23 protein-coding genes are annotated in these 25,527 nt (G+C 49.0%); 2 read left to right on the top strand and 21 right to left on the bottom strand.

Going from position 1 to position 25,527, the window contains the following annotated elements; genetic code table 11:
- Positions 1 to 19 precede the first annotated feature (19 nt).
- From K331_RS0126965 to K331_RS0126900, 14 genes are all read right to left on the bottom strand, one after another.
- Positions 20 to 787, bottom strand: a complete 768-nt coding sequence (locus tag K331_RS0126965) for an ATP-binding cassette domain-containing protein (RefSeq protein WP_028592720.1) — start codon at positions 785 to 787, stop codon at positions 20 to 22.
- Positions 784 to 1,584: an ABC transporter ATP-binding protein gene (locus tag K331_RS0126960; protein ID WP_028592719.1), complete on the bottom strand. Its 801-nt coding sequence runs from the start codon at positions 1,582 to 1,584 to the stop codon at positions 784 to 786. Before K331_RS0126960 ends, K331_RS0126965 begins: the two co-directional genes overlap by 4 nt.
- Before the next feature lie 31 nt (positions 1,585 to 1,615).
- Positions 1,616 to 2,467: a nickel transporter permease gene (nikC, locus tag K331_RS0126955; protein ID WP_028592718.1), complete on the bottom strand. Its 852-nt coding sequence runs from the start codon at positions 2,465 to 2,467 to the stop codon at positions 1,616 to 1,618.
- Positions 2,464 to 3,411 (bottom strand): nickel ABC transporter permease, encoded by a 948-nt coding sequence (nikB, locus tag K331_RS0126950; RefSeq protein ID WP_028592717.1) that lies wholly within the window; start codon positions 3,409 to 3,411, stop codon positions 2,464 to 2,466. The genes nikC and nikB overlap by 4 nt, the downstream gene beginning before the upstream one ends.
- 4 nt (positions 3,412 to 3,415) lie before the next feature.
- Positions 3,416 to 5,032 carry a nickel ABC transporter substrate-binding protein gene (gene nikA, locus K331_RS0126945; RefSeq protein WP_156897724.1) on the bottom strand — a complete coding sequence of 539 codons (1,617 nt, stop codon included), beginning with the start codon at positions 5,030 to 5,032 and terminating at the stop codon, positions 3,416 to 3,418.
- Positions 5,033 to 5,155: 123 nt separating this feature from the next.
- Positions 5,156 to 5,569: a (2Fe-2S) ferredoxin domain-containing protein gene (locus K331_RS0126940; RefSeq protein WP_028592715.1), complete on the bottom strand. Its 414-nt coding sequence runs from the start codon at positions 5,567 to 5,569 to the stop codon at positions 5,156 to 5,158.
- Positions 5,570 to 5,665: 96 nt separating this feature from the next.
- Complete coding sequence (locus tag K331_RS0126935) at positions 5,666 to 6,886, bottom strand: GTP-binding protein (RefSeq protein ID WP_028592714.1); 1,221 nt, start codon at positions 6,884 to 6,886, stop codon at positions 5,666 to 5,668.
- 502 nt (positions 6,887 to 7,388) lie between these two features.
- The gene (locus tag K331_RS0126930) at positions 7,389 to 9,449 is read right to left on the bottom strand and encodes an iron ABC transporter permease (RefSeq protein WP_028592713.1); all 2,061 of its coding nucleotides are present in this window, start codon (positions 9,447 to 9,449) and stop codon (positions 7,389 to 7,391) included.
- Complete coding sequence (locus tag K331_RS0126925) at positions 9,446 to 10,456, bottom strand: ABC transporter substrate-binding protein (RefSeq protein WP_028592712.1); 1,011 nt, start codon at positions 10,454 to 10,456, stop codon at positions 9,446 to 9,448. The genes K331_RS0126930 and K331_RS0126925 overlap by 4 nt, the downstream gene beginning before the upstream one ends.
- A gap of 314 nt (positions 10,457 to 10,770) precedes the next feature.
- The gene (locus tag K331_RS0126920) at positions 10,771 to 11,508 is read right to left on the bottom strand and encodes an NADPH-dependent oxidoreductase (protein ID WP_025681793.1); all 738 of its coding nucleotides are present in this window, start codon (positions 11,506 to 11,508) and stop codon (positions 10,771 to 10,773) included.
- 392 nt (positions 11,509 to 11,900) lie between these two features.
- A complete protein-coding gene (gene licT / locus K331_RS0126915; protein ID WP_028592711.1) occupies positions 11,901 to 12,734 on the bottom strand; it encodes a BglG family transcription antiterminator LicT in 834 nt (277 codons plus the stop codon).
- Positions 12,706 to 14,163, bottom strand: coding sequence for a glycoside hydrolase family 1 protein (locus K331_RS30700; protein ID WP_036635983.1), 1,458 nt, complete (start codon positions 14,161 to 14,163; stop codon positions 12,706 to 12,708). The genes licT and K331_RS30700 overlap by 29 nt, the downstream gene beginning before the upstream one ends.
- A 105-nt stretch (positions 14,164 to 14,268) precedes the next feature.
- Positions 14,269 to 15,723: a glycoside hydrolase family 1 protein gene (locus K331_RS0126905; RefSeq protein WP_156897723.1), complete on the bottom strand. Its 1,455-nt coding sequence runs from the start codon at positions 15,721 to 15,723 to the stop codon at positions 14,269 to 14,271.
- A gap of 15 nt (positions 15,724 to 15,738) precedes the next feature.
- Positions 15,739 to 17,628 (bottom strand): beta-glucoside-specific PTS transporter subunit IIABC, encoded by a 1,890-nt coding sequence (locus tag K331_RS0126900; RefSeq protein ID WP_028592709.1) that lies wholly within the window; start codon positions 17,626 to 17,628, stop codon positions 15,739 to 15,741.
- A gap of 321 nt (positions 17,629 to 17,949) precedes the next feature.
- Here K331_RS0126900 and K331_RS0126895 point away from each other — a divergent pair, with 321 nt between their 5' ends.
- Together K331_RS0126895 and K331_RS0126890 are read left to right on the top strand one after the other, a co-directional pair.
- The gene (locus K331_RS0126895) at positions 17,950 to 18,354 is read left to right on the top strand and encodes a CidA/LrgA family protein (protein WP_028592708.1); all 405 of its coding nucleotides are present in this window, start codon (positions 17,950 to 17,952) and stop codon (positions 18,352 to 18,354) included.
- Positions 18,324 to 19,013 carry an LrgB family protein gene (locus K331_RS0126890; protein ID WP_028592707.1) on the top strand — a complete coding sequence of 230 codons (690 nt, stop codon included), beginning with the start codon at positions 18,324 to 18,326 and terminating at the stop codon, positions 19,011 to 19,013. The genes K331_RS0126895 and K331_RS0126890 overlap by 31 nt, the downstream gene beginning before the upstream one ends.
- Positions 19,014 to 19,164: 151 nt before the next feature.
- Here the strand turns inward: K331_RS0126890 and K331_RS0126885 are convergent, their stop codons facing one another.
- The 7 genes from K331_RS0126885 to K331_RS0126855 all read right to left on the bottom strand — a co-directional run bounded on the left by K331_RS0126885 (position 19,165) and on the right by K331_RS0126855 (position 25,481).
- Positions 19,165 to 19,641, bottom strand: a complete 477-nt coding sequence (locus K331_RS0126885; RefSeq protein WP_028592706.1) for a hypothetical protein — start codon at positions 19,639 to 19,641, stop codon at positions 19,165 to 19,167.
- Positions 19,642 to 19,964: 323 nt separating this feature from the next.
- Positions 19,965 to 20,942: a class II fructose-bisphosphatase gene (gene glpX, locus K331_RS0126880; protein WP_028592705.1), complete on the bottom strand. Its 978-nt coding sequence runs from the start codon at positions 20,940 to 20,942 to the stop codon at positions 19,965 to 19,967.
- A 60-nt stretch (positions 20,943 to 21,002) separates the two neighbouring features.
- On the bottom strand, positions 21,003 to 21,806 hold the full coding sequence (locus K331_RS0126875) for a pyruvate, water dikinase regulatory protein (protein ID WP_028592704.1): 804 nt from the start codon (positions 21,804 to 21,806) through the stop codon (positions 21,003 to 21,005).
- Positions 21,807 to 21,819: 13 nt separating this feature from the next.
- Positions 21,820 to 22,440 carry a helix-turn-helix transcriptional regulator gene (locus tag K331_RS0126870; RefSeq protein WP_036635982.1) on the bottom strand — a complete coding sequence of 207 codons (621 nt, stop codon included), beginning with the start codon at positions 22,438 to 22,440 and terminating at the stop codon, positions 21,820 to 21,822.
- A 376-nt stretch (positions 22,441 to 22,816) separates the two neighbouring features.
- On the bottom strand, positions 22,817 to 23,302 hold the full coding sequence (locus K331_RS0126865) for a hypothetical protein (RefSeq protein ID WP_028592702.1): 486 nt from the start codon (positions 23,300 to 23,302) through the stop codon (positions 22,817 to 22,819).
- Positions 23,302 to 24,096, bottom strand: a complete 795-nt coding sequence (locus tag K331_RS0126860) for a DUF3100 domain-containing protein (protein ID WP_028592701.1) — start codon at positions 24,094 to 24,096, stop codon at positions 23,302 to 23,304. The genes K331_RS0126865 and K331_RS0126860 overlap by 1 nt, the downstream gene beginning before the upstream one ends.
- A 122-nt stretch (positions 24,097 to 24,218) precedes the next feature.
- Positions 24,219 to 25,481: a M20/M25/M40 family metallo-hydrolase gene (locus K331_RS0126855; protein ID WP_028592700.1), complete on the bottom strand. Its 1,263-nt coding sequence runs from the start codon at positions 25,479 to 25,481 to the stop codon at positions 24,219 to 24,221.
- Positions 25,482 to 25,527: the final 46 nt, after the last annotated feature.

Raw genomic sequence — 25,527 nt, 5'->3', positions numbered from 1 at the left:
TATCGTGAATAAGCCGTACTTAATAGATAGAAATCAATGATTTGGTATACTCGTGTCTTCCCTCGTAAAATAACTGCTCCCGCTCGAATTGATCCACCAGCTGTCCTTCATGCATAACCATAATGCGATGGCTCAGCTGGTGAACGGCTGCAAGATCATGCGAAATGAACAAATACGCTAAGCCTAATGCTTCCTGTAGCTCCTGCAATAACTTGAGCACAGCTCCCTGCGAGAGTACGTCCAGACTAGCTGTTGGCTCGTCCAGCACAATCAGGTCAGGCTCAATGCTGATTGCTCTTGCAATCGTCACCCGTTGACGCTGACCACCGCTCAGCTCATGCGGATAACGATCAGCCAATGAGGCAGGCAGCTCTACTGCTTCCATCAGCTCATGAATGAAAGCCTTACGAGAGGTGCATGCAAAATGAGACAGCTGTAGCTCATGCTGGTATTGCTCATAGGGATCAAGCAGCGACTCTCGGATTCGCAGCCTCGGATTCAACGCTGCGCTTGGGTTCTGTAGCACCATTTGCATATTTTTGCGATAAGGACGCAGTTCTCGTTCAGATAAGCGCTCAATCGCCTTGCCATGAAAGCGAATTGTCCCTTCCGTTATAGGCTCAATTCGCATCAGGCAACGGGCGAGTGTACTTTTGCCACAGCCACTTTCCCCGACCAGTCCGAGACATTCTCCCCGGCTCAGTCCGAAAGATACAGCGTCGATTGCGAGCTTGCCACTGGTATACCTTTTGCTTAATTCTTCTACAGACAGTAAGATGTCTGTCATCGTGCCACCTCCCGTGCTTCTGGAACAGGGACCACAGGCGCTCCAAGTATGGGGGCAGCGGCGATGAGCTGCTTTGTATATTCATGGCGCGGATGGCTGAGCATCTGCTCTCTCCGCCCGGATTCTACGATTGTGCCATCCAGCATCACCGCGATCCGGTCGGCATAGCGTCTGACAAGCCGCCAATCATGCGTAATGAACAGAATGGCGCAACCTGTCTCCTGCTGACGCTGCCGCAACAGCTCAAGAATGCGATGACCTGTCATGCTATCCAGGGCCGTCGTCACCTCGTCCGCAATCAGCACATCAGGGGAAAACAATAAGGCCAGCGCAATCGAGATACGCTGCAATTGTCCACCACTTAATTGAAATGGATACCGCTGCGCCATATCAGCCTCCAGTCCAACCGAGGCTAGCGCTTCTTCGGTCCGTCTGCGGCATTCCGTTGTTGTCACCTTGTCATGAGCTCGTATGTACTCCACAAAATGCTGCCCAATGGTGCGAAACGGTGTGAAGGAGCCTTGATAATCCTGGAAAATGTAAGCCAATCTGCGGCCTCGGATGTGCTGCAGGCTTTTCAGTGACATAGACAGTATTTCCTGATCATCCAGTAGAATCTTTCCTTCTGCATGCAGTGTGGGAGGCAGCAGTTGACCAGCGGCTTGGGACAGCAGGCTTTTCCCGCTACCACTCTGACCGACCAGTGCATACCACTCCCCTGGACGAATCGTCAGTGACACCTTATGCAGCAGCATTCGCGAGCTACTCTGTACGGTGACCTCTTGGAATGATAGCAATTGAAATGCCTCCTTTGGCTTGGAATGTATGTTACTCCTGCTCTGCAGTTTTTCTAACGTCATAACGGTCTCGAAGCCAGTCGCCGAGCCAATTCGTGCACAGCACTACGATTACAATAGCCAGCCCCGGATATAGCATCAGACCCGGCATCGATTGGAAATAAGGTCTCGAGTCGTTCAGCATGCCTCCCCACTCTGGTATAGGTGGCTGCACGCCAAGGCCTATATAGGAGAATGCTGAGATTAGCAGGATGACCTTGCCCAGATCAAGACTGGCCAATACGAGCACCTGCCCAATGATATGTGGCAGCAAATGCTTACGTATGATGGCATGTGGTGGCAGCCCATTTGTACGGGCAATGAGGATATAATCCTTGCGCGATTCGGCCATGACGATACTGCGAACCACTCGAGCATAGCTGACCCATTTCACCATCACGATAGCTAGGATCAGGCTCTCCATCCCAGGACCTAACAGACCGGCCAGAATGATAGCCACAATCATATCCGGAAATGCCAAGAAGCCGTCCGCCAATCGCATGAATATTCGATCAATCCATCCGCCGAAATAGCCAGATAGCAGACCTACCGGAATCCCGACGATGAGGGCCGCAAATAGCGCCAAAAAGCTGTAGCCCAGCGTCTGTTGTCCGCCGAGCAGCAGTCTTGTGAACACATCTCTGCCCAGATGATCCGTTCCCAGCGGGTGCTGCAGGCTCATGCCTTGCAACCGATTACCAAGATCCGTAAGCGTAGGGTCATGACGAAGAAAGAATAATGCATGAATAATGGACATGAGCACGACAACTGCAAAGAGAGAGAGCAGAAGCAGCGGCCACTTTCTGTGGAAGCCTCGCCCTGATTTGTTGATTAAGACCTTCATCCGTTCTGTTCCCTCTCCTTCCATCTTATCTCCGGATTCAGGTATCTGTAGGAGATATCCACTGCGGTATTTACCAAGAATACGATTACCGCCATTACCAGAATATAGCCCTGTATCATCGGATAGTCCCGTTGTCGGATGGAATCCACGACAAGCTTGCCGATCCCTGGATAGGCGAACAGTACCTCTACAACCACAATCCCGCCAATCAGGCTCCCGAGACTGATACCGAACACTGTAATGACTGGTGGCAAAGAGTGTCTAAAGGCATGTGCCCAGAATATCCTCCACTCGGATAATCCCCTGGAACGGGCAGCACGAATGAATTCCTGACCCAGCGCATCCAGCAGGCTGGACCGAAGTAGCCTAACATATACACCAGAGATCGCAAGTCCGAGTGTCAGAGAAGGCAGTACCAGTGATTCAAGGCCATCCCTGCCCATCGTGGGAAGTAAGCTTAGCCGGACGCCGAAGAGATCAATCAAGATGAGACCCAGCCAGAAGCTCGGCACCGCTGCACCCACAATAGATAGCAGACGACTGAGCTGGTCAATCCAGCGATCGCGGTACAACGCTGACAGCGAGCCGAGCGGCAAAGAAATGATGAGCATCACCAGGAGAGATCCGATCGCCAGCTCCATGGTAGCAGGAAGCACACTGAGGATCATTTCCATGACTGGCTGTCCGGTCGCATAAGATGGTCCGAAATCCAGACGAAGCATGCGTGAGAGCCAAGCCCCATACTGCAGCAGCAGCGGTTCATTGAAGCCAAGCTCTTCCCTTACTTGTTCGATCTGCTCTTGGCTTACCGACAACTCGTCTACGTTGAGAATGGTAAGCACCGGATCGCCTGGAGCCAGACGCAGGAACAGGAAGCCGATGAATGTAATCAGGAGTAAAAACAAAGCTACTTCCAGCAGCTTGCGGGCGATAATTTGTATCATTAGGTTAGTTCACATCCAACTGATTCGTAATCATATAATACTCACTGCGACTGGTTACCCAGTTTTTCACCTTTTGTTCGTTGTACGCCACAATCGTGGCAGGATGCAGCACAAAGGAATTGATGACATGCTCATGCACATAGCTGGCTGCCCGTTCGGCGAGCTTGGCTCGTTCTTGCGTGTCCACGGTCGTATTCAACTGATCAATGAACTGTGTCAGTTCAGGCTCCTCTGCCCCACTGAAGTTCAGGGCTCCTGTTGGATGATAGGTAGCATTCAGATAATATCCAGCATCCCCGCGGGGAGCCGTCAGATTACTATAGGTTGCAAGATCCCAATCACGGTTGGAGGCCATATACTCCTCCGGTGTATCAATTTGTCTGATCTCCACCTCAATTCCGATTCGCTTGGCGTCAGATTGAAATACCTGAGCAATTAATGGCAAATCTGCTCTAGAGCTATAGGTGAGCAACACAAGACGAAGCGGTACACCGTTCTTTTGCATGATACCGTTCTGCTGTGAGTAGCCAGCTTCTGTCAACTCCGCCACCGCTACTGACTGTCCTGTTGGATGGTTACCATACGTTGGTGCAAATGGAAGTGATGGCAGAAAGGGTCCTTGAGCTACTTCTCCATATCCCAGCAGAATCGTATTCACAATCTCTTCCCGGTTAATCAGCGCATCCACAGCGCGTCGCACATGAATATCCTTCATCGCCTCACGCTCCATGTTCATTGTCATCTGGTGAACACGGAACGTGGCTGTTGATTCTACCTTCATTCCGGGCTTAGCGCGCAAGGACTCCAGACTCTCTACTTCTGGACGGTACACGATGTCCACCTGACCGGACTCCAGTGCCAGAGAACGCGCGTTGGCATCCTCATTGAATGCAAAAGTAACAGAATCCAGCTTGGCAGCCCCATCCCAGTAATCCTCATATCGCTCCAGTTCTAGCTTGCTGCCTGGGGCGAAGGAGATTAACCGGAATGGTCCCGTACCCACTGGCTTGTTCACAAAATCCTGCTCACTAACATCAATCACGGATACATTCGGATTAACAAGCTCCGATATAAATTCGGGGAACTGCTGAGTGGTTGTGATCTGTAGTGTGCTTCCCTCAGCCTCGATCTTATCAATCTTGAGCGCATTTCTAATTGCAATGCTCTCCTTGACTGCTCGCTCAATTGAAGCCTTAACTGCTGCTGCATCCATCTTCTTTCCATTATGGAAGGTCACGTTCTCGCGCAGGTGAAGCGTCCAGTGCTTCCCGTCTTTTCCCTCCCATGACTCCGCTAGCCACGGTACCACCGTCAGTTGTTCTTCATCCAGCTTCACCAGCGTCTCCGTAATACCTGCCCGAAGCGGGACATAGCTGGAATCTACATGCGGGTCCAATGAACGTGTTGAGAAATTATACAGGAAGCTAATATGCTTATTTTCGCCGCTAGCTGTCTCTACTGAGGACGTAGCACAAGCATTTAGAAATAGAACTGCAAGTACGTTTGCCAGAACTATGGCACACTTGGCTCCACTTCTAAAGCCGAAGCGCCTCCTTCGATTATGTACTCTAATCTGTGATATCGTATGATCCTTTGTATTTACTCCTGCTTCGTGATTCATAATACGCTCCTAAATTTTAATCTTTATCTTATCGTAAAAATTACTAATTAACAGTGTATTCACTTTTTACTTTCCTGTAAAGATTAATTTTATAAAGAAGATGAAATTCATGAACGACAAATCTCACGAATCAGTGGTTTCCATAGGTGTATTTGAGGCATTGTGCGGAGTAACCGTTGATCGCACTTTGTTTACACCTTGGAGCCCGGCGCCTGTTGCAGCCAGCCCTTCACTGTAGATATAGACTGCATGACTACCGAGATAACTACCGGACAAGTGCTGCTGTACCAGCTCTTGTCCGATCTCTGGTGTAACCTCTCTATACCAGATTCCCTCCGGGTAGGCGATTACTACACAAGCATCATTACAGCGACCATTGCAGCGAGTGCGAGTTGTATGCATTGTCTGCTCGGCCCCCTGTCTTACAATCTCCGCCCTGATCGCGTCTGTCACTTCATCTGCTCTAGCTCGCATACAGCTTGCCCCGTTGCAAATGAACAAATGACAGCGAGTTCCTTCAAGATTCCAGGTAGCCATTGGCGCCACTCCTTTTTTTCCTTGTTGATGGAATGCCCTGACGCATCCGAGTCTTCAATTGCCCGCAAGCGTAATAGGGGCATGCCTCACATCATGCTACTGCAGCTGTGGATCGCCGGAATCATCAGCATCACTGAACCAAGGCAGCGGATTCTCGAACCTGCTCCAGTCTCCAGCTAGCTCATCCTCTCGAACGAGGCATTGATCCAGCTCTGCCTCCAACTCGGCCTGCTCCATATCCATGCCAATCATGACCAGCTCCGTTAGTCGATCGCCCCAATCGCTATCCCATCTAACTGCTATCTCTGGCTCGTATTGCAAAATCTCCTGTTGCTGGGCAGCTGGTAGAGCAGCAACCCAATATCCTGCAGGCCCAAACTGAATGGAAGGACCGGCCTGGCTGAGACTTGCAGCCACATCTTCCTTCGCAGCAACCCATACGAGTCCTTTGGCTCGCACCACTTCCTCAGGCCAATGATTCATGAAGTCTGCCAGCCTGGACGGGTGAAATGGTCTCCGACGTCGATATACAAAGGAGCGAATTCCGTATTCCTCTGTCTCCGGTGTATGCGACTCCTGCTCTAGCTCCTGAATCCAGCCCGCAGACATGCTGGCCTTCTCGAAGTCGAACAACCCCGTATTCAGAACTTCAGAAGGGTCCACTTGCCCGTTCACAGTCCGGATGATTTTGGCGCCTGGCTGCAATTTCCGGAGAATTCCCTCAAGCCTGTTGAGCTCGTTCTCCTCTACCAGATCACATTTATTCAATAACAACACATCACAGGTCTCAATTTGATCGATTAGCAGATCAACAACCTCGCGGGTATCCTCCAAGCCTGCGGCCTGATCACGATCCAGTAAGCTCTGACCAGAGGCAAAATCATGCCAGAAGCGATAGGCGTCCACTACCGTTACCATGCAGTCCAATCTGGCCAGCCGCGTAAGATCAACACCGGTCTGCTCATCGGCATAGGTGAAGGTCTGAGCCACCGGAATAGGCTCGCTGATGCCTGTCGATTCAATCAGGATGTAATCAAAACGCCCTTCATTCGCCAATCGTTCGATCTCCTGCATTAGATCATCACGCAGCGTACAGCAGATGCATCCGTTGGACAACTCCACCAGCTTCTCCTCTGTACGCGAGAGCGTTGCCTCGCCTTTGACCAGAGCAGCATCGACATTGATCTCGCTCATATCATTAACGATTACGGCTACCTTAAGGCCTTTGCGATTATTCAGCACATGGTTAAGCACGGTTGTCTTGCCTGAGCCCAGATAGCCACTTAGTACAGTTACGGGAATTCGTTGATTTGTCATCTGATTCTACTCCTTTTATTGGGGAATTATGTTAGCTACTTATGATTAGATTTGTATTCACTTTTGTTAATTAGTAATTATTACGATTAACAAACATTAATATATAACCCTTCCAGCGCTGTGTCAAGCAGATTTCCAACGAAACAAATGATATTTCAAAAGATTAGACGAGCAGACATAGCTTATATTGGGGCATAACGTATGACGTAACGGAGGCTATATATGGGCATATTCATGACTTTTTAAATGACAAAAAAAAGCGGGAAGCGCCATGCGCCTAACCCGCTTGTGTACGTGTTACTTTATTCTATATCTTCTCGCTAAGCTTCACCCTGATATAAGAGCAGCGTCCAGTGCTGCTTATATCTTTCTATCTTTACTATCTTTACTATCTTTACTATCTTTACTATCTTTACTATCTTTACTATCTTTACTATCTTTACTATCTTTCTGTCTTTCTATTTTTCTATCTACTATTTATCGTCTATACGGGTGCTTAACTTCAGCCCTTGCCAGGCTTCCGCCAATTGCTGCGATACATCAGGTACAGGAAGTAAGGTGCACCAATCAGTGCAATCAGCAAGCCTGAAGGTACCTCTGTGGGAGCAATGACTGTTCGCCCTACTGTATCTGCCAATACAAGCAGTACAGCTCCCAATAATGCCGACAACACGATGGAATGGCGCACATGATGTCCGATCAATACGCGCACGATGTGTGGTGCAATCAGGCCAATGAAGCCAATCGTCCCTACACAAGCCACAGCACCTCCGGCCAGTAGTACTCCCGCCAGCATTGCCCATAGACGGGTATGGCGAACAGAAAGTCCCAGTCCCGTCGACGTATGGTCATCAAAGACGAGCAGATCAAAGCGGCGGGCCAGCAACCATGCACCTGGAAGTAGCACCGCTAGGAAAATTCCAATCGTCCAGACCTGCTCCCAGCTCCGTGCATATGTGCTTCCCGTTAGCCAGACATACGCTGTACTGCCATACAGGGAGCCACGAACGATCAAGGCTTGAATTCCCGCGCCAGCCATTGCCGAGACCGCGATCCCCAATAGGATGATGACCGACGGACTGAGTGCCTTATTCCATGACAGGAAGAAAATAATGAACGCTGCCGCACCCGCTCCAATGATGGCTGCAATCGGCAGAAGCACAATAGGAATCTGTGGAAACGCAACCAGCACCGCCAATGCTCCAAGACCCGCTCCTGACGATACCCCTAGCACAGATGCATCCGCCATCGGATTGCGGACGGCCATCTGAATCAGCACGCCACTGACAGCCAGTGCAGCGCCTGCTCCAGCAGCAACGAGCGTGCGTGGAATCCGTAGCTGAAGCATGGCAGAATGAAGTCCTTCTCCTTGCCCTATCAGTGTATAGAACCAATCGATGAACGGAATCTTCGTTCCTCCGAACATCGTACTGAGCAGAAGCAGCAACAGGGTACCTGTTCCAAGCGCCCATGCGAGTCCGACGTAGCGAACACGTCTGGAGCGGCCTCCGACACTCATCGAGGTCTGATGATTCCCACCAGCAGCGAGCTTCATGCGAGACAATACAAGCCAGATTAGCCAAGGGGCACCAATCAGTGCCATCATGGCGCCTGTCGGCATCTCCATACTTCCATTGCGAATCATTCGTGCCAGGACGTCTGCTGCGGTCAGCAGCACCGCGCCCCATAAGAACGTACCTGGTATCAGCAGTCGGTGAGACCTGAGACCACTGAGCCTCACCAGGTGGGGGGCCACCAGACCGACGAACCCTATCGGACCAATGACGCTGACGATCACGGCAGCCAATATTACAGAGAGCAGCAGACCGATCCCCCGTGTCAGATTCACACGCTGACCAAGCGAGGAGGAAGTCGCTTCATCCAGGTCGAGTACATCGAACTGTCTGGAGAGCAACCAGACAAGAGCAGCTACTCCCACAACCCATGGCCATGCATACGCTACACCGCTCCAATCATTCTGGATCAATGTGCCTCCACCCCACAGGAACAATCCCTGCGTCTCGAATGCAAAGAAAATATGTAGTGCACTAGTGAACGAGCCCAGCACCATCGAGACGATCAGCCCGGACAGAGCAAGTCTTACTGGCGTTGCGGAGCGACCTCCACTCATGACATAGGCCATGCCGGCTGCCAGCAGTCCTCCCCCCGCAGCGAACAGGAATGGGGAATGCTGCAACAAGCTTGGGAACATCACCGTACCTAAAATAACACTAAAATACGCACCTGCATTGATCCCCAATGTATCCGAGGCTGCGAGTGGGTTCTTGGTTATCGTCTGCAGTAAAGCTCCAGCGACTCCAAGAGCTCCTCCTGCCAACAAGCCAATGACGGTTCGGGGCATGCGCAAATCCCAAATCATGTTATGCTCCAGTGACTGTTGACGGTGAGCTAAGGCATCCCATACTGTAGCTAAGGGAATAGCTGCCTCACCGTAACAGAGACTGATGAAAAAAATCAGCAAGAGGGCGAGAATCCCGCCCCCAAAAATACTTGTCATTCGCCAACCATGTTGTGATGAATGCTCTGCTGTACCGCCGGTCATTTGGTAAGCTCACCAACTACCTGATCTACCAGAACTTTGGATGAAATCGGCCCACCGAAGGTCCACGAGGTACCATCCAGCGCATAGAGGCGGTTTTCTTTAACAAAATTCAGTTCCTTCCAGACAGAGTTATCCTTCATCGCATTCCCGAATACATCATCATCCTTTTGTGTTATATAGATGAAGTTACTGTCCTGTACTGCTGGCAATGCCTCAATCCCCTTCGTATCAAAGCCGTACGCCTCATGCTTCTCGGCTTTCCAGTCGTTGATCATCCCGATCTTGGCCAGGGTACCAGCGACTACGGAATTATCCGCGAAAAGACGCAGTGTCGCTGCATTTTGCACAGTGAACGCCTGTGTTAACACATAATGAAGATCAGATTTTCCTGCATCAGCAAGCTTTTGCTTGGCTTCAATATAATGCTGATCCAGATCACTGATGACCTTTGCAGCCTCATCTGTCTTCCCTACCGCTTTGGCGATTTCATTGAAGACATCCACCATGCGATCATAATTGTATCCGTCACCCTCATAGAAATTGAATTCCATAGTCGGCGCGATCGCCTTCAATTGCTCATAGATCGCAGCATTATTGTCTGAGTTGGACAGAATCAAATCAGGCTTGAGCGCAGCAATGGCCTCCAGATTCGGCTCCCAGCGCATACCGACATCCGTTACACTACTGTCCAGAGCCGCCTCTGGGGAGACCCATAGCTTGTAATTTTCATTGTCGGCGCTACCAACAGGCTGTACGCCCAAGGCAACCAAGTCTTCTGTGAGCGTCCACTCCAGTGCAACCACGCGCACAGCAGGCTTATCTAGTGTAAGCTCACCGTATTTGTGCTTAAGGGTGATGGGTCCTTCAGCAGCTGCCGTAGTGTTAGACCCTTCATTCGTACCGGTATTGGAGGTAGCGGTATTTCCATTCCCACCTGCTGCTCCACACCCTGCCAGCACCACGACCAGTGCGATTAATGTGATCCATGAACTCCAGATTTTCTTCATATTCTCCTAATCTCCTTGCTTCATATAGAATTTTCGCACATAAATGATAATGATTATCACTTGATAATTATCAGTTACAATGAATCTCTTGTCAACTACTGAGATGCTTAAATAGAACAAGAAAAAGCAGCCTCTACAGTAATTACTACTGGAAGCTGCCCCTGACCATCGTGGATATTTCTTATATGAACGTACAAACGCTATATTGAGCCTATGCAAGCCATCACTTAGGTTGCACACATTAGATTACAATTCGTACATATTTCAATCGGTTTACAAAGTCCAAATTGGATATTCCACTCCGAATCTGGTGGTTATCGATCTAATCCAAAGCCCTGCTTCTTCACCATATGATGCACGTGAGGGTAGTACAGACGTGTGTAGTATGCAGAAATCGTATTAGACCAGTTGCGTCCTTTCTCTGCTCCACGTTCCGTCAGATATTGACCATACTGTTCATTGAATTGCTCAATCCACGGGGCGAGCTCATGATTATACGTCTCTTCATGATAGAAGGTAGCCTTGGGAAGACGAGGCTTCAAGCCTGAGCGATCCGCTGGATGACCCACGACAAGTCCGCAGACAGGAACTACATATTGAGGCAGTCCGAGCAGCTCAATCAGTTCGATCGGATTCCGCCGCGCTCCGCCAATCGGAACAATGCCAAGCCCCATCGACTCAGCAGCAGCGATCGCAAAGCCCAGAGCAATCCCTACATCGGTCGCCCCCACAATGGTCGATTCTACACTGTCCGTAATGACAATCTCTTCCCCTACCATCTCCATGGCTACCCGCGCCTTGTTGAAATCCATGCAGAACAGCAGAAATACAGGCGCATCCGCAATCCATTTCTGATTACCTGCGAGCTCGGCAATCTTCGCCTTACGCTCAGCGTCCTGGACACCAATGACCGTTACCTGTTGACCATGAATGGAGGTTGGAGCAGCTTGCGCAGCATTAATAATGGCATCCAGCTGTTCCTGACTGACAGGCTCATTCGTATACGAACGAATAGAACGATGATCCTTCAGCGTATTAATGACTTCATTCATACGATTCTCTCCTTTTATCTATTACCGTTATCTAGTTTTGTTGTACAATGCATCAAGTGTGACAAGAATCCAAGTCAGCACTCCCGTACCTGAATCTGCTACATCTTCAGCACCTACAGCAATTGCAACATAAACAGAATACCTTATATCCTCGTAAGTTAAAAGTTCTACAACTCCAGGAAGCATGTAAATCCCGTCAGCACGCGACGTAAGCTGGATAAGCAGTTTGTTCGCACATCTTACCCTAATGTTATGGTAATAAGTAGACAAAAATCCACCGCCTCTCTCTATGAAAAAAAGGCTGATTCCCGCAGGACCCGCATTTCCTGGGGAACAGCCTTAATTTCTTGTATTGCATCAGAGATTCTTGCGATGCCAAATCACACTCTAATTTAGCGATGGTTGACTACACGCTCAATGTGGATGGTCAAATACAGCATTTCTTCGTTGGTCAGCTCACGCTGGTATGTCTTGTGAATATACACCTTGATCCGTTCCACACAGGCGAAGGCTTCTTTATATTGCTCCTTTACCATCCCAAACAGTGCATTGTCCGTGCTGGTGGCATCTGTTCCGTTGATCAGACGCTGGGCGAAAAATTTCAAATGTGTAATGAATCGAAAATATACGAGCGAATCTTCATCATATTCAAATGCAAAATGCTTGCGGACGATGCTGAGTACATCATGCATGACCTTAGTAATATCAACCATATTACCCATGTTCTCATTCAGCTCGGCATTCACCAGATGAAGAGCAATCTGTGCCGCTTCGTCCTCCGAGAGCACTACACCCAGATCCTGGCGCAGTATTTGAAGGGCCTTTAGCCCAACCTCAAACTCTTCTTTATAGAAGCGCTTGACCTCCCATAACAGCGGATTCTTGAGGTCCATCCCCTTGAAAGCGCGCTTGATCGCAAAGCTGATATGATCCGTAAGGGTGACATATATGCTATCATGCAAAATTTTACCCAACTGGAGCTTGGCATAATTAATAATTTTCTCCGACGCCTCCATGTGCTCCATTGGTATTTCCGCAAGCAAGGCCTGCAGCTTCTCTGACAGTCTCTTATTGTCCAGTGTGAACATCTTCTCAATCTTGTCATTATCGACATGGTCACCGGCCTTCTTCTGAAAAGCAATCCCCTTCCCCATAATGACCGATTCCTTATGATGCTCATTCATGACGATGATTACATTATTGTTCAGTATTCGCTCTATTCTCATCTGAATCGTCCTTTGCCTGTAAGAGAATCTCTCCATTCGTAGCGATGACTTGCTGATACCAGTAGAAGCTCTTCTTCTTCATGCGGCGCAGCGTTCCACGTCCTTCATTGTCTTTGTCCACATAGATGAAGCCATAGCGCTTATTCATCTCCCCTGTGCCAGCACTGACAATATCGATGGGTCCCCACCAGGTGTATCCCATGATCTCACATCCATCCAGCATAGCCTGATGAAGCTCTATTAGGTGCTTATTGAGATACTGAATACGACTGTCATCCACAATCGTTCCGTCCGCATGAATCTCGTCCCGATCACCAAATCCGTTCTCTACGATGAAGATGGGCTTCTCGTACCGATCATAGATTTCATTACATACGTAGCGCAGTCCTTTCGGATCAATGGGCCAGCCCCATGAGGTCTTTCGCAGATGCGGGTTATCCAGCCCCATAATACCACCAGTATTCCCCAAAATCGGCATGCCTGCCTTATGCGTCGTACTGCGATAGTAGCTAAATCCAATGTAATCAGCAGGATAGTCCTTGATCAATGCCAAGTCTGTCGGCTCCATGACCAGCTTGATATCATGCTCTCTGAAGATTCGCTCTGCATACTTGGGATACGCGCCGCGCAGCAGCACATCCGAGTAGAATAGTGAACGGCGCCGTAGCTCGTAGCTCTCAAATACATCATCAGGATTACAGGAATTCGGATAGATAATGCTTAACGAGAGCATACACCCCATCTGGGCACCCGGAATGATTTCATGCAATAGCTTGGTGGCCGCAGCACTAGCCACGAACAGATGGTGGCTGGCTTGGTATATGTCCTGCAGCTTATGCTCCGGGTTCCGTAGCTCAATACCACCTGCAGCCAGCGGAATCGTATGCATGTGGTTAATTTCGTTGAAGCCCATCCAGTATTTTACCTTGTGTCCATAACGTCTGAAGATGACCTCGCAGTAGCGAGTAAAAAAGGCAACAAGCTTCCGGTTCGTCCATCCTCCATATTCCCGCACCAGGTGGAGCGGCGTCTCGAAGTGGGAGATTGTAATGACTGGCTCGATCCCATAATGGAGCAGTTCATCAAATAATTGATCGTAGAACTGCAAACCGGCTTCATTCGGCTCCTCCTCATCCCCCTTCGGGAAAATCCGGGACCAGGCTATCGAGGTGCGCAGACATTTGAAGCCCATTTCTGCGAAGAGTGCCACATCCTCCTTATAATGATGATAGAAGTCAATGGCCTCATGACTTGGATAGTACACACCTGAATCAATTTCCTCATCCAGCACGCCATTTACGATTCCATGTCGCAAGGCATCATTAATAGATGGGCCTCTGCCACCCTCCTTCCAAGCTCCTTCTGCCTGGTTGGCGGCTATGGCGCCCCCCCATAGAAATTGCTTGGGAAATGCTGTGTTTGAAATCATGTCTTCTACCTCGTTTCAATAAGTAGTCGTGATTATAGTAGTCGTAATAATAGGAGCCGTGATGGTGGCCATTATTCTAAGAACGTACTTGTCCCTGTGCCTTCTTTACAATTGCTCACCGTTACTCTCAATGACATTTTTATACCAGTAATAGCTTTCTTTCTTGATACGGCGCAGCTCTTTAGCGTCCAATTCATCCCGATCCACATACACAAAACCATAACGCTTCTGATACCCATTCAGCCAGCTCAACAGATCTGTGAAAGACCATGCGCAATAGCCTAGGACCTCTACTCCATCCGAGATCGCATCCTGAATGGCAGCTAGATGGCTGCGAAGATAGGCGATACGATAGTCGTCACGGACGAGCTCGCCCTGCTCCAGCTTGTCGAACTCGCCAAGTCCGTTCTCAGTGATCAGTACTGGCAGCTGATAACGGTTCATAATGCGGCGCATGCCAATACGCAGTCCTTGCGGATCAATGTCCCAGTCCCAATTGGTAGTCTCCACAAAGGGATTAGCCGCAGTCTTGTACAGCCCGGGTATACCAGAGTGCTTGGTAGAGCCCTTTGCACCAGATGTATTTTTAAGCCCAAGCTCAAGCTCGTTATGCAGTCCATAATGCTCTACTGTGGTTGTACGGTAGTAATTGACGCCCATAAAATCAGGCTTGGCGGATGCCAGCAGCTCAAAATCCCCAGGCTCGACCGTCGGTGTCAAGCCATTCTCCTCCAGATACCTCCAGGCCGTAGTCGGATAACGTCCCCAGGCGTAAATATCCATCCAGAAGTAATTGTTCAAGTCCTCGCTGTTCTCATAAGCCAGCACATTGGCTGGATCAGAATTGATGGGATAATACGGCTTGTAAGCAAAGCTCGGGCCAATCAGCCCGTCAGGAACCCACGAACGAAAGGAGCGAATGACGGTGGCATTAGCCAGATTCGCAATATGGTTGACTTCATACATGCGCTTGCGATCACGAACGCCCGGTGGATGAAGTGCCGTCTCATAGCCGTAGCTTACAAAATAGTTCTGTTCATTCAGGGATACCCAATACTTTACCCGATCCCCATAACGGCGGAAGAGCGTAACTGCATAATGATCAAAATCCTCGATAATTCGGCGCGACTCCCATCCTCCGTACTCATCCATCAAAGCCTGCGGCAGATCCCAATGGTACAGGGTTAAAATCGGTTCAATGCCATGAGCAATCAGTTCATTGATCAGGTCATCATAGAAGGCCAGCCCCTGTTCGTTTACCTCCCCCCGTCCAGTTGGATAAATACGGCTCCAGGCAACGGAGAAGCGGTAAGCCTTCAGGCCTTGCTCAGCCATCAGTGCAATGTCTTCCTTATAGCGATGGTAGTGATCGACAGCTATATCCCCATTAGAACCTTGGAACGTCGTTCCTTCCTGCTTGGTGAAAGTATCCCATACGGAAGGCCCCTTTCCGTCCGCATCCCAGGCTCCTTCAATCTGATAAGCGGCGGATGCCGCTCCCCACAGAAAACCGTCCGGAAACGGTGATTTAGTGCGATGATCCACAGTCTCAACCCCCATTTTTTTAGTTTGTCATTATTCATGCAGCTTCAGCAGCGGCTCACGATACAAGACCTGACGCTTGGCTGTCGCCTCTACACGGTGAAATGTATTCAGATTCGTCACTATGACAGGTGTCGTCAGTTCAAGACCTGCTTGGCGAATCGCTTCCAGATCGAACTCCATCAGGAGTTCTCCTTCGCGAACCTGCTGCTGCTCGGTTACTTTTAGCACGAACGGTGCTCCTTTGAGCTTAACGGTATTCAACCCAACATGAATCAGGATTTCGAAGCCATCGTCTGCTGTAATACCAATGGCATGCTTGCTCTTGGCTATGGATGTTACGGTTCCGGCGACCGGGGCATAGATTTTTCCTTCTTCTGGTATTATAGCTACCCCGTCCCCCATAGCACCGGAAGAGAATACCGGATCAGAGACTTCTTGAAGAGAAATGACCTGGCCGCTAACTGGAGCAGCTACGCCTGTTTCTTGAGCGTCTGCTACCGGAATGGAAGAGGCTTGCTGTTGCAGGGTCTCTGCCTTGCTCCTATCAGACGGTGCTACCTCTGCTTGCTCCTCAAAGCCGAATATATAAGTCAGTACAGCCGTAATGACGAAGGCAGCAGTGATTCCAATCAGGAAATAGACAAAGGTGTCGGTTGCAAAGGCAGGCAATGTCGTAACAGCTGGAAATACATAAGCAAGTACCGTGGAGTGGAACGCACCGATAAACGCACCACCGATCACACCGCCTATAATCTGGGCAATTAATGGGCGTTTCAGCTTCACTGAAATTCCGTACACAATCGGTTCCGTTACACCAGCCAGAATGGACGGCATCAAAGCAGATAAGGCATAGGCTTTTAGCTTCTTGTCCTTGGCCTTCAGGAACACTCCTAGCGCAGCGCCGGAGGAAGCAAAGGTAGCTGCTGCGGAGGGCGGCTTGATCGTATCGAACCCATGCAGACTAAGGTTGTTCAGCATCGCCGGGACGATCCCCCAATGAAGTCCGAACATGACAAGCAGTGTCCAGCCCCCACCGATCAGAGCGCCCATGATGAGCCCGTTGGAGCTGCTGAGATAATTAATTCCTGATGCGATCCCATTTCCGAGATATACACCCACCGGACCGACTGCAGCGGCGGCCAGCGGCACCATAATCATCAGAGATAGCAGCGGTACGGCGAACATCTGGATATTGGCGGGAATGATTTTTTTAAGGTAACGTTCCAGGTAAGAATAGACCCAAATGGTCAGCATCGCCGGAATCAATGTTCCTGTATAAGACATGAGTACGACTGGAATGCCGATAAAGCTGGTGACATCTCCGATGCTCTTCATCAGACCTGTAAAATTCGGCTCAAGCAAGGCGCCCATGATGGTCAGGGAAACGAACATATTCGCTCCGAAGTGCCTTGCCGTCGAAATGGCTAATAGCAGCGGCAGAAAATAAAATACGCTGTTGCCAGCGGCTGCCAGAATCTTGTAGGTACTGCTGTCCTGAGACAGCACCTCAAGCGTCGTGCTTAGAATCACCAGCACAGCCTTCAGCATCCCTGCCCCGGCTAAGGCCGGTACGATTGGCGTCATAATCCCTGACATGGTGTTGAAGAAGCGTGTGATCAGATTGCCGGATTTTTCACCTTTGGCCTCTTCCTTCGCCTCTCCTGCTGCCTTGATGTCATGCTGTGCAATGATCTCTTTGTATACAGCATTAACATCATTGCCAATGACCACCTGATACTGCCCGTTTCCTTGCACCACCGTTATTACTCCATCCAACTGTTCAAGCTGCTGCTTGTCCGCCTTTGCGAAATCCTTTAGCTTAAAGCGAAGCCGCGTCATGCAGTGATAAAGCTCAACAACGTTTTCCTCGCCACCTACATGCTCTACAATACGATTGGAGAGCTCTGTAAATTTGCTCATTGTTTAATCCCCCTTAGCTGTGTCATATGGTCTTGCGGGACGTGATCAGCAACAAAAAAAGACCTAAATCGTAAGAGTTGGCAGAATACATACGTATCCCATGCTCTACAATTTAGGTCTTGCCTGCTTTACCAGTAACAATCCCGTATTCGGTTAGGTGCTTACAACACCAAATTAGCATATAAGATTTTTGATGTCAACGCTTACTTTTCTACTCTTTCAATTCGGCTCTTGTAGAAACCAATAACGTTGGGATAAGATAGCTTTACATTTTTAGACTGCAAGGGGGCACATGGAGAGCGTTAGACTCTCCACTACACTATGAAAATCATCTCATTTTTCTTACAGCTTGCTCTACTCACTACATTTTACGGTGCAGGGCTACTGCTTCAGATGCTCACCGGACTCCCGATTCCTGGCAGCATATTCGGGCTGTTACTGTTGTTTGTGGCACTCAAACTACACATCATTCCAGAGAATTGGGTCATGCATGGAGCTACATTTCTGCAGAAGTATATTCCCCTCTTCTTGGTGCCTGCCACCGTTGGGGTCATGAACTACTTCCACGTGTTCACCGGTGGTGGACAGTGGCTAATCTTCATTGTAATATTCAGCACGCTGCTGACCATGGTTCTCTCCGCTAAAGCCACACAGTGGCTCAGCAAGCTGACGTCAAATTCCGAGGAGGCTGCCACATGCTCGAAATCCTTCTCGAAGCAGCCATAGTTATAGCTATCCTGGTGCTGTTCACTGTGCTGAACGCACTGTACCGGAAGCTCAAGTGGGCGATTCTCGTACCAACCTTGACTTGCTCTATGCTGATTATCATCCTCCTACTGGGTGTGGGAACCTCTTATGATGTGTTCATGAGAGGCGGACAGTGGCTCAATTATTGTCTCGGCCCAGCGGTTATAGCGTTAGCCTATCCCATGTACAAGCAGCTGGATGTTTTGCTAAAAGAATGGCGGGCTGTACTTGGAGGAACTGCTGTCGGAATTCTGACAGGCATGTTGAGCGGCATCGGGTTGGCTTTATGGATGGACTATCCCACGGAGCTGATCATTTCCCTACTGCCCAAGTCGATCACAACACCTGTGGCGATGGGCATTGCCGGAGGATTAGGCGGGAATGCATCCATTACCTCGGTGTTCGTGATGATCGCCGGCTTTACAGGTGTCGTACTCGGACCTATGATTTTCAGATGCTTCAGAATCACTAATGATATCGGGCTAGGCATCGGATTTGGAGCCGCTTCACACGCGCTTGGGACGAGCAAAGCGGTAGAATTCGGCCCGGTTGTGGTCTCTACGAGCACAGTTGCACTTACGCTCAGCGCAGTGTTCGGCTCAATGCTAGCTCCGCTCATCGTATGGCTGCTACCCTGATAGACTAGAGATATAGTCATCAACACGCATAATATTTTTCAAGTTTTGGGGCCAATTAGAACCTTGTTCATGCTGACTACAAAAAAGCCCTCGCTAAAAGGCGAGAACTGGAATTGAAAAGTTGAATCTGTACGGCACGTTATTATCGCTGCTATCGTGTTTCTTTTTTTAAAGGCCATTTCGTGTTGGAGCTTTCAAGAACAAGTTCTCCTTTGGGGAGGCCTGCTCCACCATAAATAGTTATTAAATAAGTGCCTGAGGGAACGAGTGGATTACTGTCATTATTTATGACTTCTACAGTCTTACCTACTGCAACGGTCTCATTAAAAATAACCCTTTTCTTGCTGATGTGCTGCACCTCAACTCTATAGGGTGCGGCTCCTGTATTTTTTGCATACAGTTTTATATTTGGATATCCAGCAGTCACAGAATAGGTATTCGTAGGGTCCATTACATTCCCCTTCAATTCCCATGTTAGTGAATCCTTGATTGAAGGGTTATCTTTAATGATTTCATTTTCTTCTTTGGATACTAAAATGTCATTTGCCGACACAGTACTACTAACTCCAGCAATAAGTGAAATAGACAATAGAGTTGCGCCCATAATCTTCGTAACTTTGTTTGTCATTCGTTTGAGTTTCCTTTCCATGTAATTCTAATAGTCTAGCACAGCTAAATTCATACGTCCAAATTAGTAATATTCTTACAAACAACTGCTTAGGAACACCCACTATACAGCATATAATCAGCTATACCTTACATGACCAGGAGGAATTAAAGAACCCCTCTCATCATTATAGATACAAAAAGAGCGTACCCGAGCAGGCTGCCCAAGTACGCCAAGTACGGAGTATTACACAATGGCAATAAAGTCAAAGCTATATTAACCACATTCCAATCCTGCTGGATTAAAATACGGATAATACCGAACTACAATCTAACTTCATAGAATTAATAGGAGACTGCAGCGGCCAGATCACTTTGCAGTAGCGGCAAACGGTGCATGCTGCGCACGAACCGGACTGTCTTCGTCTCGGAATACATGACCACCGAATGCGTCTCAGCCTGATTGCGCGGCAGGTACTTCACACCTGGCAGGAAATCGCCAGGAGTTACTCCCGTGGCTACGAACAGCACGCCCTGATCACCGACCATTGCATCCATACTCAGCAGTGCATCTGGGTGCTGCAAGCCCATCCGAATGCAACGGGCCACATCCTCATCGTTTTCGGGAAGCAAGCGCCCCTGAATTTCACCACCCATGCATTTCAGGGCAGCTGCCGCCAGAACGCCTTCCGGGGCACCGCCGGACCCCACATACATATCCACACCGCTATCTGTGCAGGTGTCAATGGCAGCCATAACATCCCCATGACCGAGCAATTTGATACGCACACCTGCTCTACGCAGGACACTAATCAGATGCTCATGACGGGTACGGTCCAGGATGGAGACTGTGAGGTCAGACAGGGACTTATCTAGAATACGTGATGCCTTAATCAAGGTATCTTCCATGGAATCATCCAATGAGAGCTTGCCAGCCAGCTCCGGTCCCACAGCCAGCTTCTGCATATAGATATCGGGAGCGTGCAGCAAGCTGCCCGCTGGAGCAGCGGCAATGACGGACAGGGCATTATTCAGCCCGTTAGCCACCGTCTCTGTGCCTTCCAATGGATCTACAGCAATATCGATTTTGGGCCCCTTCCGGTTACCCACTTTTTCACCGATATACAGCATGGGGGCTTCATCCATCTCACCTTCGCCAATGACGACGGTGCCATCCATGGATACTGAATTAAAATGAGTTCGAATGGCTACGGTAGCGGCATCATCTGCACTATGCTTGTCACCGCGACCTGTCCATCTGGCGGATTCCAAAGCAGCCGCTTCTGTAATACGTACCAACTCCAAGGCCAATTGACTTTCCATAACCATCATCCCTCCATATATACGCTTCTTGTTTCATTTGTAAGCAAGCGTTAATTAGCGTTACAGCTCTTTAGTAATAAGTCCCGCAGTCTCTTCAATCGCTTTATCTGTCACGTCAATAACCGGGCAGCCGAGCTCGGCGAAGAGCTTCATGGCGTAATCAATTTCCTCCTGAATGCGCTCCAGTGTGGCGTACTGCACATTATGCGGCAGTCCCATGACCTTCAAGCGCTCACTGCGAATCTTCAGCAGATCCTCTGGCTTGATCGTCAAGCCGAATATTTTACCAGGTAATGCCTCCCATAGCTGCGCAGGTGCCGTCAGCTCTGGAACGAGCGGGAAGTTCACCGTCTTGAAGCCCTTGTGTGCCAAAAACATCGAGAGTGGTGTCTTGGATATGCGCGAGACACCCAGCAATATGATATCCGCTCTTTGTATTGCGCTTACATCCTTGCCATCGTCGTATTGTACTGCGAAGTCAATCGCTTCCACTCGCCGAAAATACGTATCATCCAGTCGATGGAGCAGACCCGGCTTCTCTTTGGGATCATTGTTGAAGGTATCAGCCATCGCTTGCATCATCGGCCCCATCACATCCACAGCCCGCACATTCAGTCTGACCGCTTCCTCCTTGATGAGCTCTCGCAGCTCGGGCTGGACCAGTGTATAGGCCACAAATCCACCACGCCTTGCGACCTCCTCCATCATCTGGGTCAATTCCTCTTCATCTCTTACATTCATATATCGTTTGATCTCTGTGTTCGGCAGCTCGAACTGTCTCATCGTAGCCAGCACTACCGCCTCGGCTGTCTCGCCAATCGAGTCTGAGCATACCGCTATAAAGTGACTTGAAGACTGAACCATCCCATTCCTCCCACTATTCCTCTGCTACCATATCCAGCAACATTTTAATGATATTCGTCTTGGTAATGCGACCCACAACCTTCCATTGCTCCCCAGGCGAGTCTGACTCTACCGGAATGACGACTGGAAGACTGTCAATCTGATGAGAAATAATCTTGCGAGCTGCGTCCATAATGGTGTCTTCCGGAGATACTGTGACCACATTCGGTTGCCTGGTCATAATCATACTCACCGGAATGGTACCTGCTGTAGGATTACCGAGTGTGACCTTCAGAAAATCCTTCCGCGACGCTACACCTGCCAGATGTCCGTGCTCATCGGTAACGATCAGATTCCCGACATTCGCCAGAAAAAGAGATACTACGGCATCCTGAATCGTCGTCGTCTCCCGGACAATCACGGGTACGCTATGAATGTCTCCTACCTTCATTTGCAGAAGGCGGAATTTCTCATCCCGGTTCTGTGTGCCACGCTTGCCGAGAAAGTAGCCTACCTTGGGCTTGGCATCAATATAATTCAAGATTACCAGCTTGGAGAGGTCTGTCCGCAGGGTGGGCCGACTGACATTCAGCATTTCTGCAATCTGCTCACCAGTAATCGGTGCATGCTTTTGTACAATGTTTACAATATCCATTTGTCTTGGTGTTAGTTCGATCGTCAATCCCTCCGCTTCCGTTCCATGCAGGCTGTGCAGGTCCCGGAATCCACATCGTGTCGCTGACCGCTATATCTGTTCAGCACCGTTATCATTATCCCGCCGCCCGCCTCCTTCATGAGGTCTATTATGATGCCAGTCAGAAGGTGATTTACCAACTTATTGCTTTATTGATTCATATAATACGTCATATATATTTTATATGCAACATTATTACCCCAATATAAGTCATAATTATTTTCTATGACTGTTATTGTGATTCATAATGGAAAGTGATGTTTCATGGTACCACGTGAAGTAAAAAAGCCCGCTGTCCAATATTCTGGATCAGCGGGCTTATGAAATCAGTTATAATTTATCTTCCAGCCAGTGACAAACCAATTTCCGAGATGACTGCACTTCCCAAATACGTGCCAGTGAAGACGAATACAGCTACAATGGCAATTTTCCAGGACGTCTTTCGAAGATCCACCAGCCTGTCGGCCACTGAAATACCCGCAAAGGTAAGGATCGGGGTTGTAATAGATAGGAAATTGACATTCGCAATGGCTGTAATGAACACGTCTGAGACAAGACAGCATACCAGGGAGGTAATGGCTACCCAGCCCAGCACCGGGAATTCCGCCAGGAACTTGATCGGCTGCTTCTTCATCACCTCAGCAATCAGAATTCCAATGAATGAGAACAGCCACAGCACAGCCAAGCCGGATACCGTTCCAAGACCAACATGGTTACCCTCGCCCGCACGCCAGAATTTGACCTGCTCCGTGAAGAGAATAAGACTTACGCTTAGCAGCATGATCAACGCATATTTACCATATTTATGAATTACCGGATTCATTAACGATCACCTCTTACCATGAATTTGTACATGAAGCGCTGCAGAGGAACTGCCAGGAAGACCATGGTATAGGTGCCCAGGAAACTGGTAAGCAATTGGCTTGCTGCTGCGTAGCCATTGATCGTCTCCGTCATCTCCGGGTTGATCGCAATCAGAGCCGAGGATGCCCCTGTCATCATGCTGGCCGAGCCAACGCCTGCAGACATGGCTAGCGCTTCAATAGAGAAGCCCAATGCATGCAAGACCGGAGCAATAATACTGAAGAACAGCGTGCCAAACAATGTACCTATAATATAGAGAGACAATACACCTCGTCCTTCAGGCGAATCCAGTGTATACTTTTCAGAAATATAAGCCAGCTCTCCTTCGCGTCCAAGTCCCAGTGTTGACCCGATGGCCTCTCTTCTCAATCCTAGCAGAATAGCGACAGGCAGCCCGAGCAGTATCGTTCCGAGGTTGCCAATCTCCTGAAGCAGGAACACCCAACCTACCTCCAGGATCTGATCCAGCTTCGGCGCTACATCAGCCCCATAACGAGCCATTAGCGGAAGCATAATAAATATCAAGTACTTACTGGCGAAGTTCACATTCGTCTTGCTGTAAATTTTGGTCATGATACCTTTGCGCAGAGCGGGAATGCCCAGCACCATCGTGATCAGAATAGCGAATACAAGTGGAAGCAGACTAATGCGGATATTACCTACGGGTATGGATTGGATACCAATGAACTCTGCCACAGTAATGATTAACAGTGCGAAAGCAAGCAGATAAATATAGGATTTCGTTTTAGTCATAGTTCAGGCTAACCTCATTTCTAGTCTTATGTTCTGATCTGTGTCAGCTCACCTTACCATTCACCATGCATTACATGTCAGTACTGCCGTTATATATACCGTCGGATTATTCAAACCTTGGGCTAAGGAGTCTCAACAATGGATGCTAGCAGCTGCTCATAGGAAGCAAAGCTTCTCCGATACAACCGACTGCGGTCGATGCTACCGCTCATTCGCTCCAACACCTGCGTCAGAAATCTTGGGAACACTTCATAGATGAACTCCGGGTCAATGTCCTTGAAATCATCCCCATGGATCGTCCCCGTGAAGCCACTGTAGCCGATCTGAATACATGGCATCATGTAGGCAAGATCACCAATGTCTCCTGCGGCACTGATTGCGTTATTATTGTAGATATCCTCGATTTCATCGTTGGCAAGGAAGGCCTCTCGCACGAATTCGGACAGATAACGATCCTGCACAAATGGCAAATACCCCATTTGAGTAGCAATGTCTACCTCACCCTGAAGAGCCAGTGCACTTCCCAAAGCAGCCTTGTCCATCGTCTTAGCAGCTAGCTTCATGTAATCTACTGTTTGGGTACGGAGATCACTACCGACAGTGATATGATTAGGGATTACATTCGTAGACATATCGGACTGCAATACAATCGGGTTCATTCGAATCTTCTCCGTATCGCGCAGCTGCTGGCGAGCCAGACCAAGCGCTACATTGAACAACGTTGACATGCTGTAGGCATTCTTACCACTGAAGGGATCGAAGCCTGCATGCGAGGCTTGTCCTTTGAAAGTATATTTTTTATACAAAAAGCCAGCGAGGTCACAATTAATCTCAATTGTTCTGCGCTCGAATTCCCCACCCATAGCGTGCACGCAAATTCCAATATCAATATCATCGAAGACGCCGAGCTTCATCGCTTCCGGCTTGCCGCCATAATAGGAGATCTTGCCTTCCTCAAGCAACTGATCCCGATAGGCCAGGTCCAGATACTCTTCCGCAGGCACGAAGACAAAGGTGAGCGCATAATCCAGCGCTTCATAGGCTTTGGTGTTGTAGTAGTATTGATAGAGAGCAAGGGCGATGGCAACCTGGGTGTAGTGCCCACAGTTATGAGCCGCACCTGTTGCCGGATCGGCCTGCCAATGCGAGGGTGCATAGACAGCATCCAGCTCGGCAATGAACGCAATATTTAGCGACTTGCCGGTGCCGAGAGTAGTCTTGAGCCCTGTGGTGCTGAAGCTCTCCAGCTCAATATCCGGGTTCACCCGCTGAAGAAAATCCTTTACCAGTTTATTGGTCTGAAATTCCTTATAGCCAAGCTCTGGATTTTGGAATATTGTTCGAGAAATAGCGTGGATTTCTGAAAAACTCGATTTAAAGTCCATAATTCTCTCCTTATTTCCGAAAGATTTCACACAATAATGAAAACAA

It is taken from the genome of Paenibacillus massiliensis subsp. panacisoli DSM 21345, assembly GCF_000426545.1.
Taxonomy (GTDB): domain Bacteria; phylum Bacillota; class Bacilli; order Paenibacillales; family Paenibacillaceae; genus Paenibacillus; species Paenibacillus panacisoli.
The sequence above is the reverse complement of the archived record's forward strand: the minus strand, read 5'-3'. Positions and strand labels throughout refer to the sequence as shown.

Excerpts from the sequence above, each read along its gene's own strand:
- nikB (WP_028592717.1), bottom strand. The coding sequence starts at position 3,411 with ATGATACAAATTATCGCCCGCAAGCTGCTGGAAGTAGCTTTGTTTTTA.
- K331_RS0126890 (WP_028592707.1), top strand. The coding sequence starts at position 18,324 with ATGCTCGAAATCCTTCTCGAAGCAGCCATAGTTATAGCTATCCTGGTG.
- K331_RS0126885 (WP_028592706.1), bottom strand. The coding sequence starts at position 19,641 with ATGACAAACAAAGTTACGAAGATTATGGGCGCAACTCTATTGTCTATT.
- K331_RS0126860 (WP_028592701.1), bottom strand. The coding sequence starts at position 24,096 with ATGACTAAAACGAAATCCTATATTTATCTGCTTGCTTTCGCACTGTTA.
- K331_RS0126875 (WP_028592704.1), bottom strand. The coding sequence starts at position 21,806 with ATGGTTCAGTCTTCAAGTCACTTTATAGCGGTATGCTCAGACTCGATT.
- K331_RS0126900 (WP_028592709.1), bottom strand. The coding sequence starts at position 17,628 with ATGAGCAAATTTACAGAGCTCTCCAATCGTATTGTAGAGCATGTAGGT.
- glpX (WP_028592705.1), bottom strand. The coding sequence starts at position 20,942 with ATGGAAAGTCAATTGGCCTTGGAGTTGGTACGTATTACAGAAGCGGCT.
- K331_RS0126905 (WP_156897723.1), bottom strand. The coding sequence starts at position 15,723 with ATGGGGGTTGAGACTGTGGATCATCGCACTAAATCACCGTTTCCGGAC.
- licT (WP_028592711.1), bottom strand. The coding sequence starts at position 12,734 with ATGAGAATAGAGCGAATACTGAACAATAATGTAATCATCGTCATGAAT.
- K331_RS0126920 (WP_025681793.1), bottom strand. The coding sequence starts at position 11,508 with ATGAATGAAGTCATTAATACGCTGAAGGATCATCGTTCTATTCGTTCG.
- K331_RS0126865 (WP_028592702.1), bottom strand. The coding sequence starts at position 23,302 with ATGAATCCGGTAATTCATAAATATGGTAAATATGCGTTGATCATGCTG.
- K331_RS0126930 (WP_028592713.1), bottom strand. The coding sequence starts at position 9,449 with ATGACCGGCGGTACAGCAGAGCATTCATCACAACATGGTTGGCGAATG.
- K331_RS0126855 (WP_028592700.1), bottom strand. The coding sequence starts at position 25,481 with ATGGACTTTAAATCGAGTTTTTCAGAAATCCACGCTATTTCTCGAACA.
- K331_RS0126870 (WP_036635982.1), bottom strand. The coding sequence starts at position 22,440 with ATGGATATTGTAAACATTGTACAAAAGCATGCACCGATTACTGGTGAG.
- nikC (WP_028592718.1), bottom strand. The coding sequence starts at position 2,467 with ATGAAGGTCTTAATCAACAAATCAGGGCGAGGCTTCCACAGAAAGTGG.
- nikA (WP_156897724.1), bottom strand. The coding sequence starts at position 5,032 with ATGAATCACGAAGCAGGAGTAAATACAAAGGATCATACGATATCACAG.
- K331_RS0126965 (WP_028592720.1), bottom strand. The coding sequence starts at position 787 with ATGACAGACATCTTACTGTCTGTAGAAGAATTAAGCAAAAGGTATACC.
- K331_RS0126925 (WP_028592712.1), bottom strand. The coding sequence starts at position 10,456 with ATGAAGAAAATCTGGAGTTCATGGATCACATTAATCGCACTGGTCGTG.
- K331_RS0126940 (WP_028592715.1), bottom strand. The coding sequence starts at position 5,569 with ATGGCTACCTGGAATCTTGAAGGAACTCGCTGTCATTTGTTCATTTGC.
- K331_RS30700 (WP_036635983.1), bottom strand. The coding sequence starts at position 14,163 with ATGATTTCAAACACAGCATTTCCCAAGCAATTTCTATGGGGGGGCGCC.
- K331_RS0126935 (WP_028592714.1), bottom strand. The coding sequence starts at position 6,886 with ATGACAAATCAACGAATTCCCGTAACTGTACTAAGTGGCTATCTGGGC.
- K331_RS0126895 (WP_028592708.1), top strand. The coding sequence starts at position 17,950 with ATGAAAATCATCTCATTTTTCTTACAGCTTGCTCTACTCACTACATTT.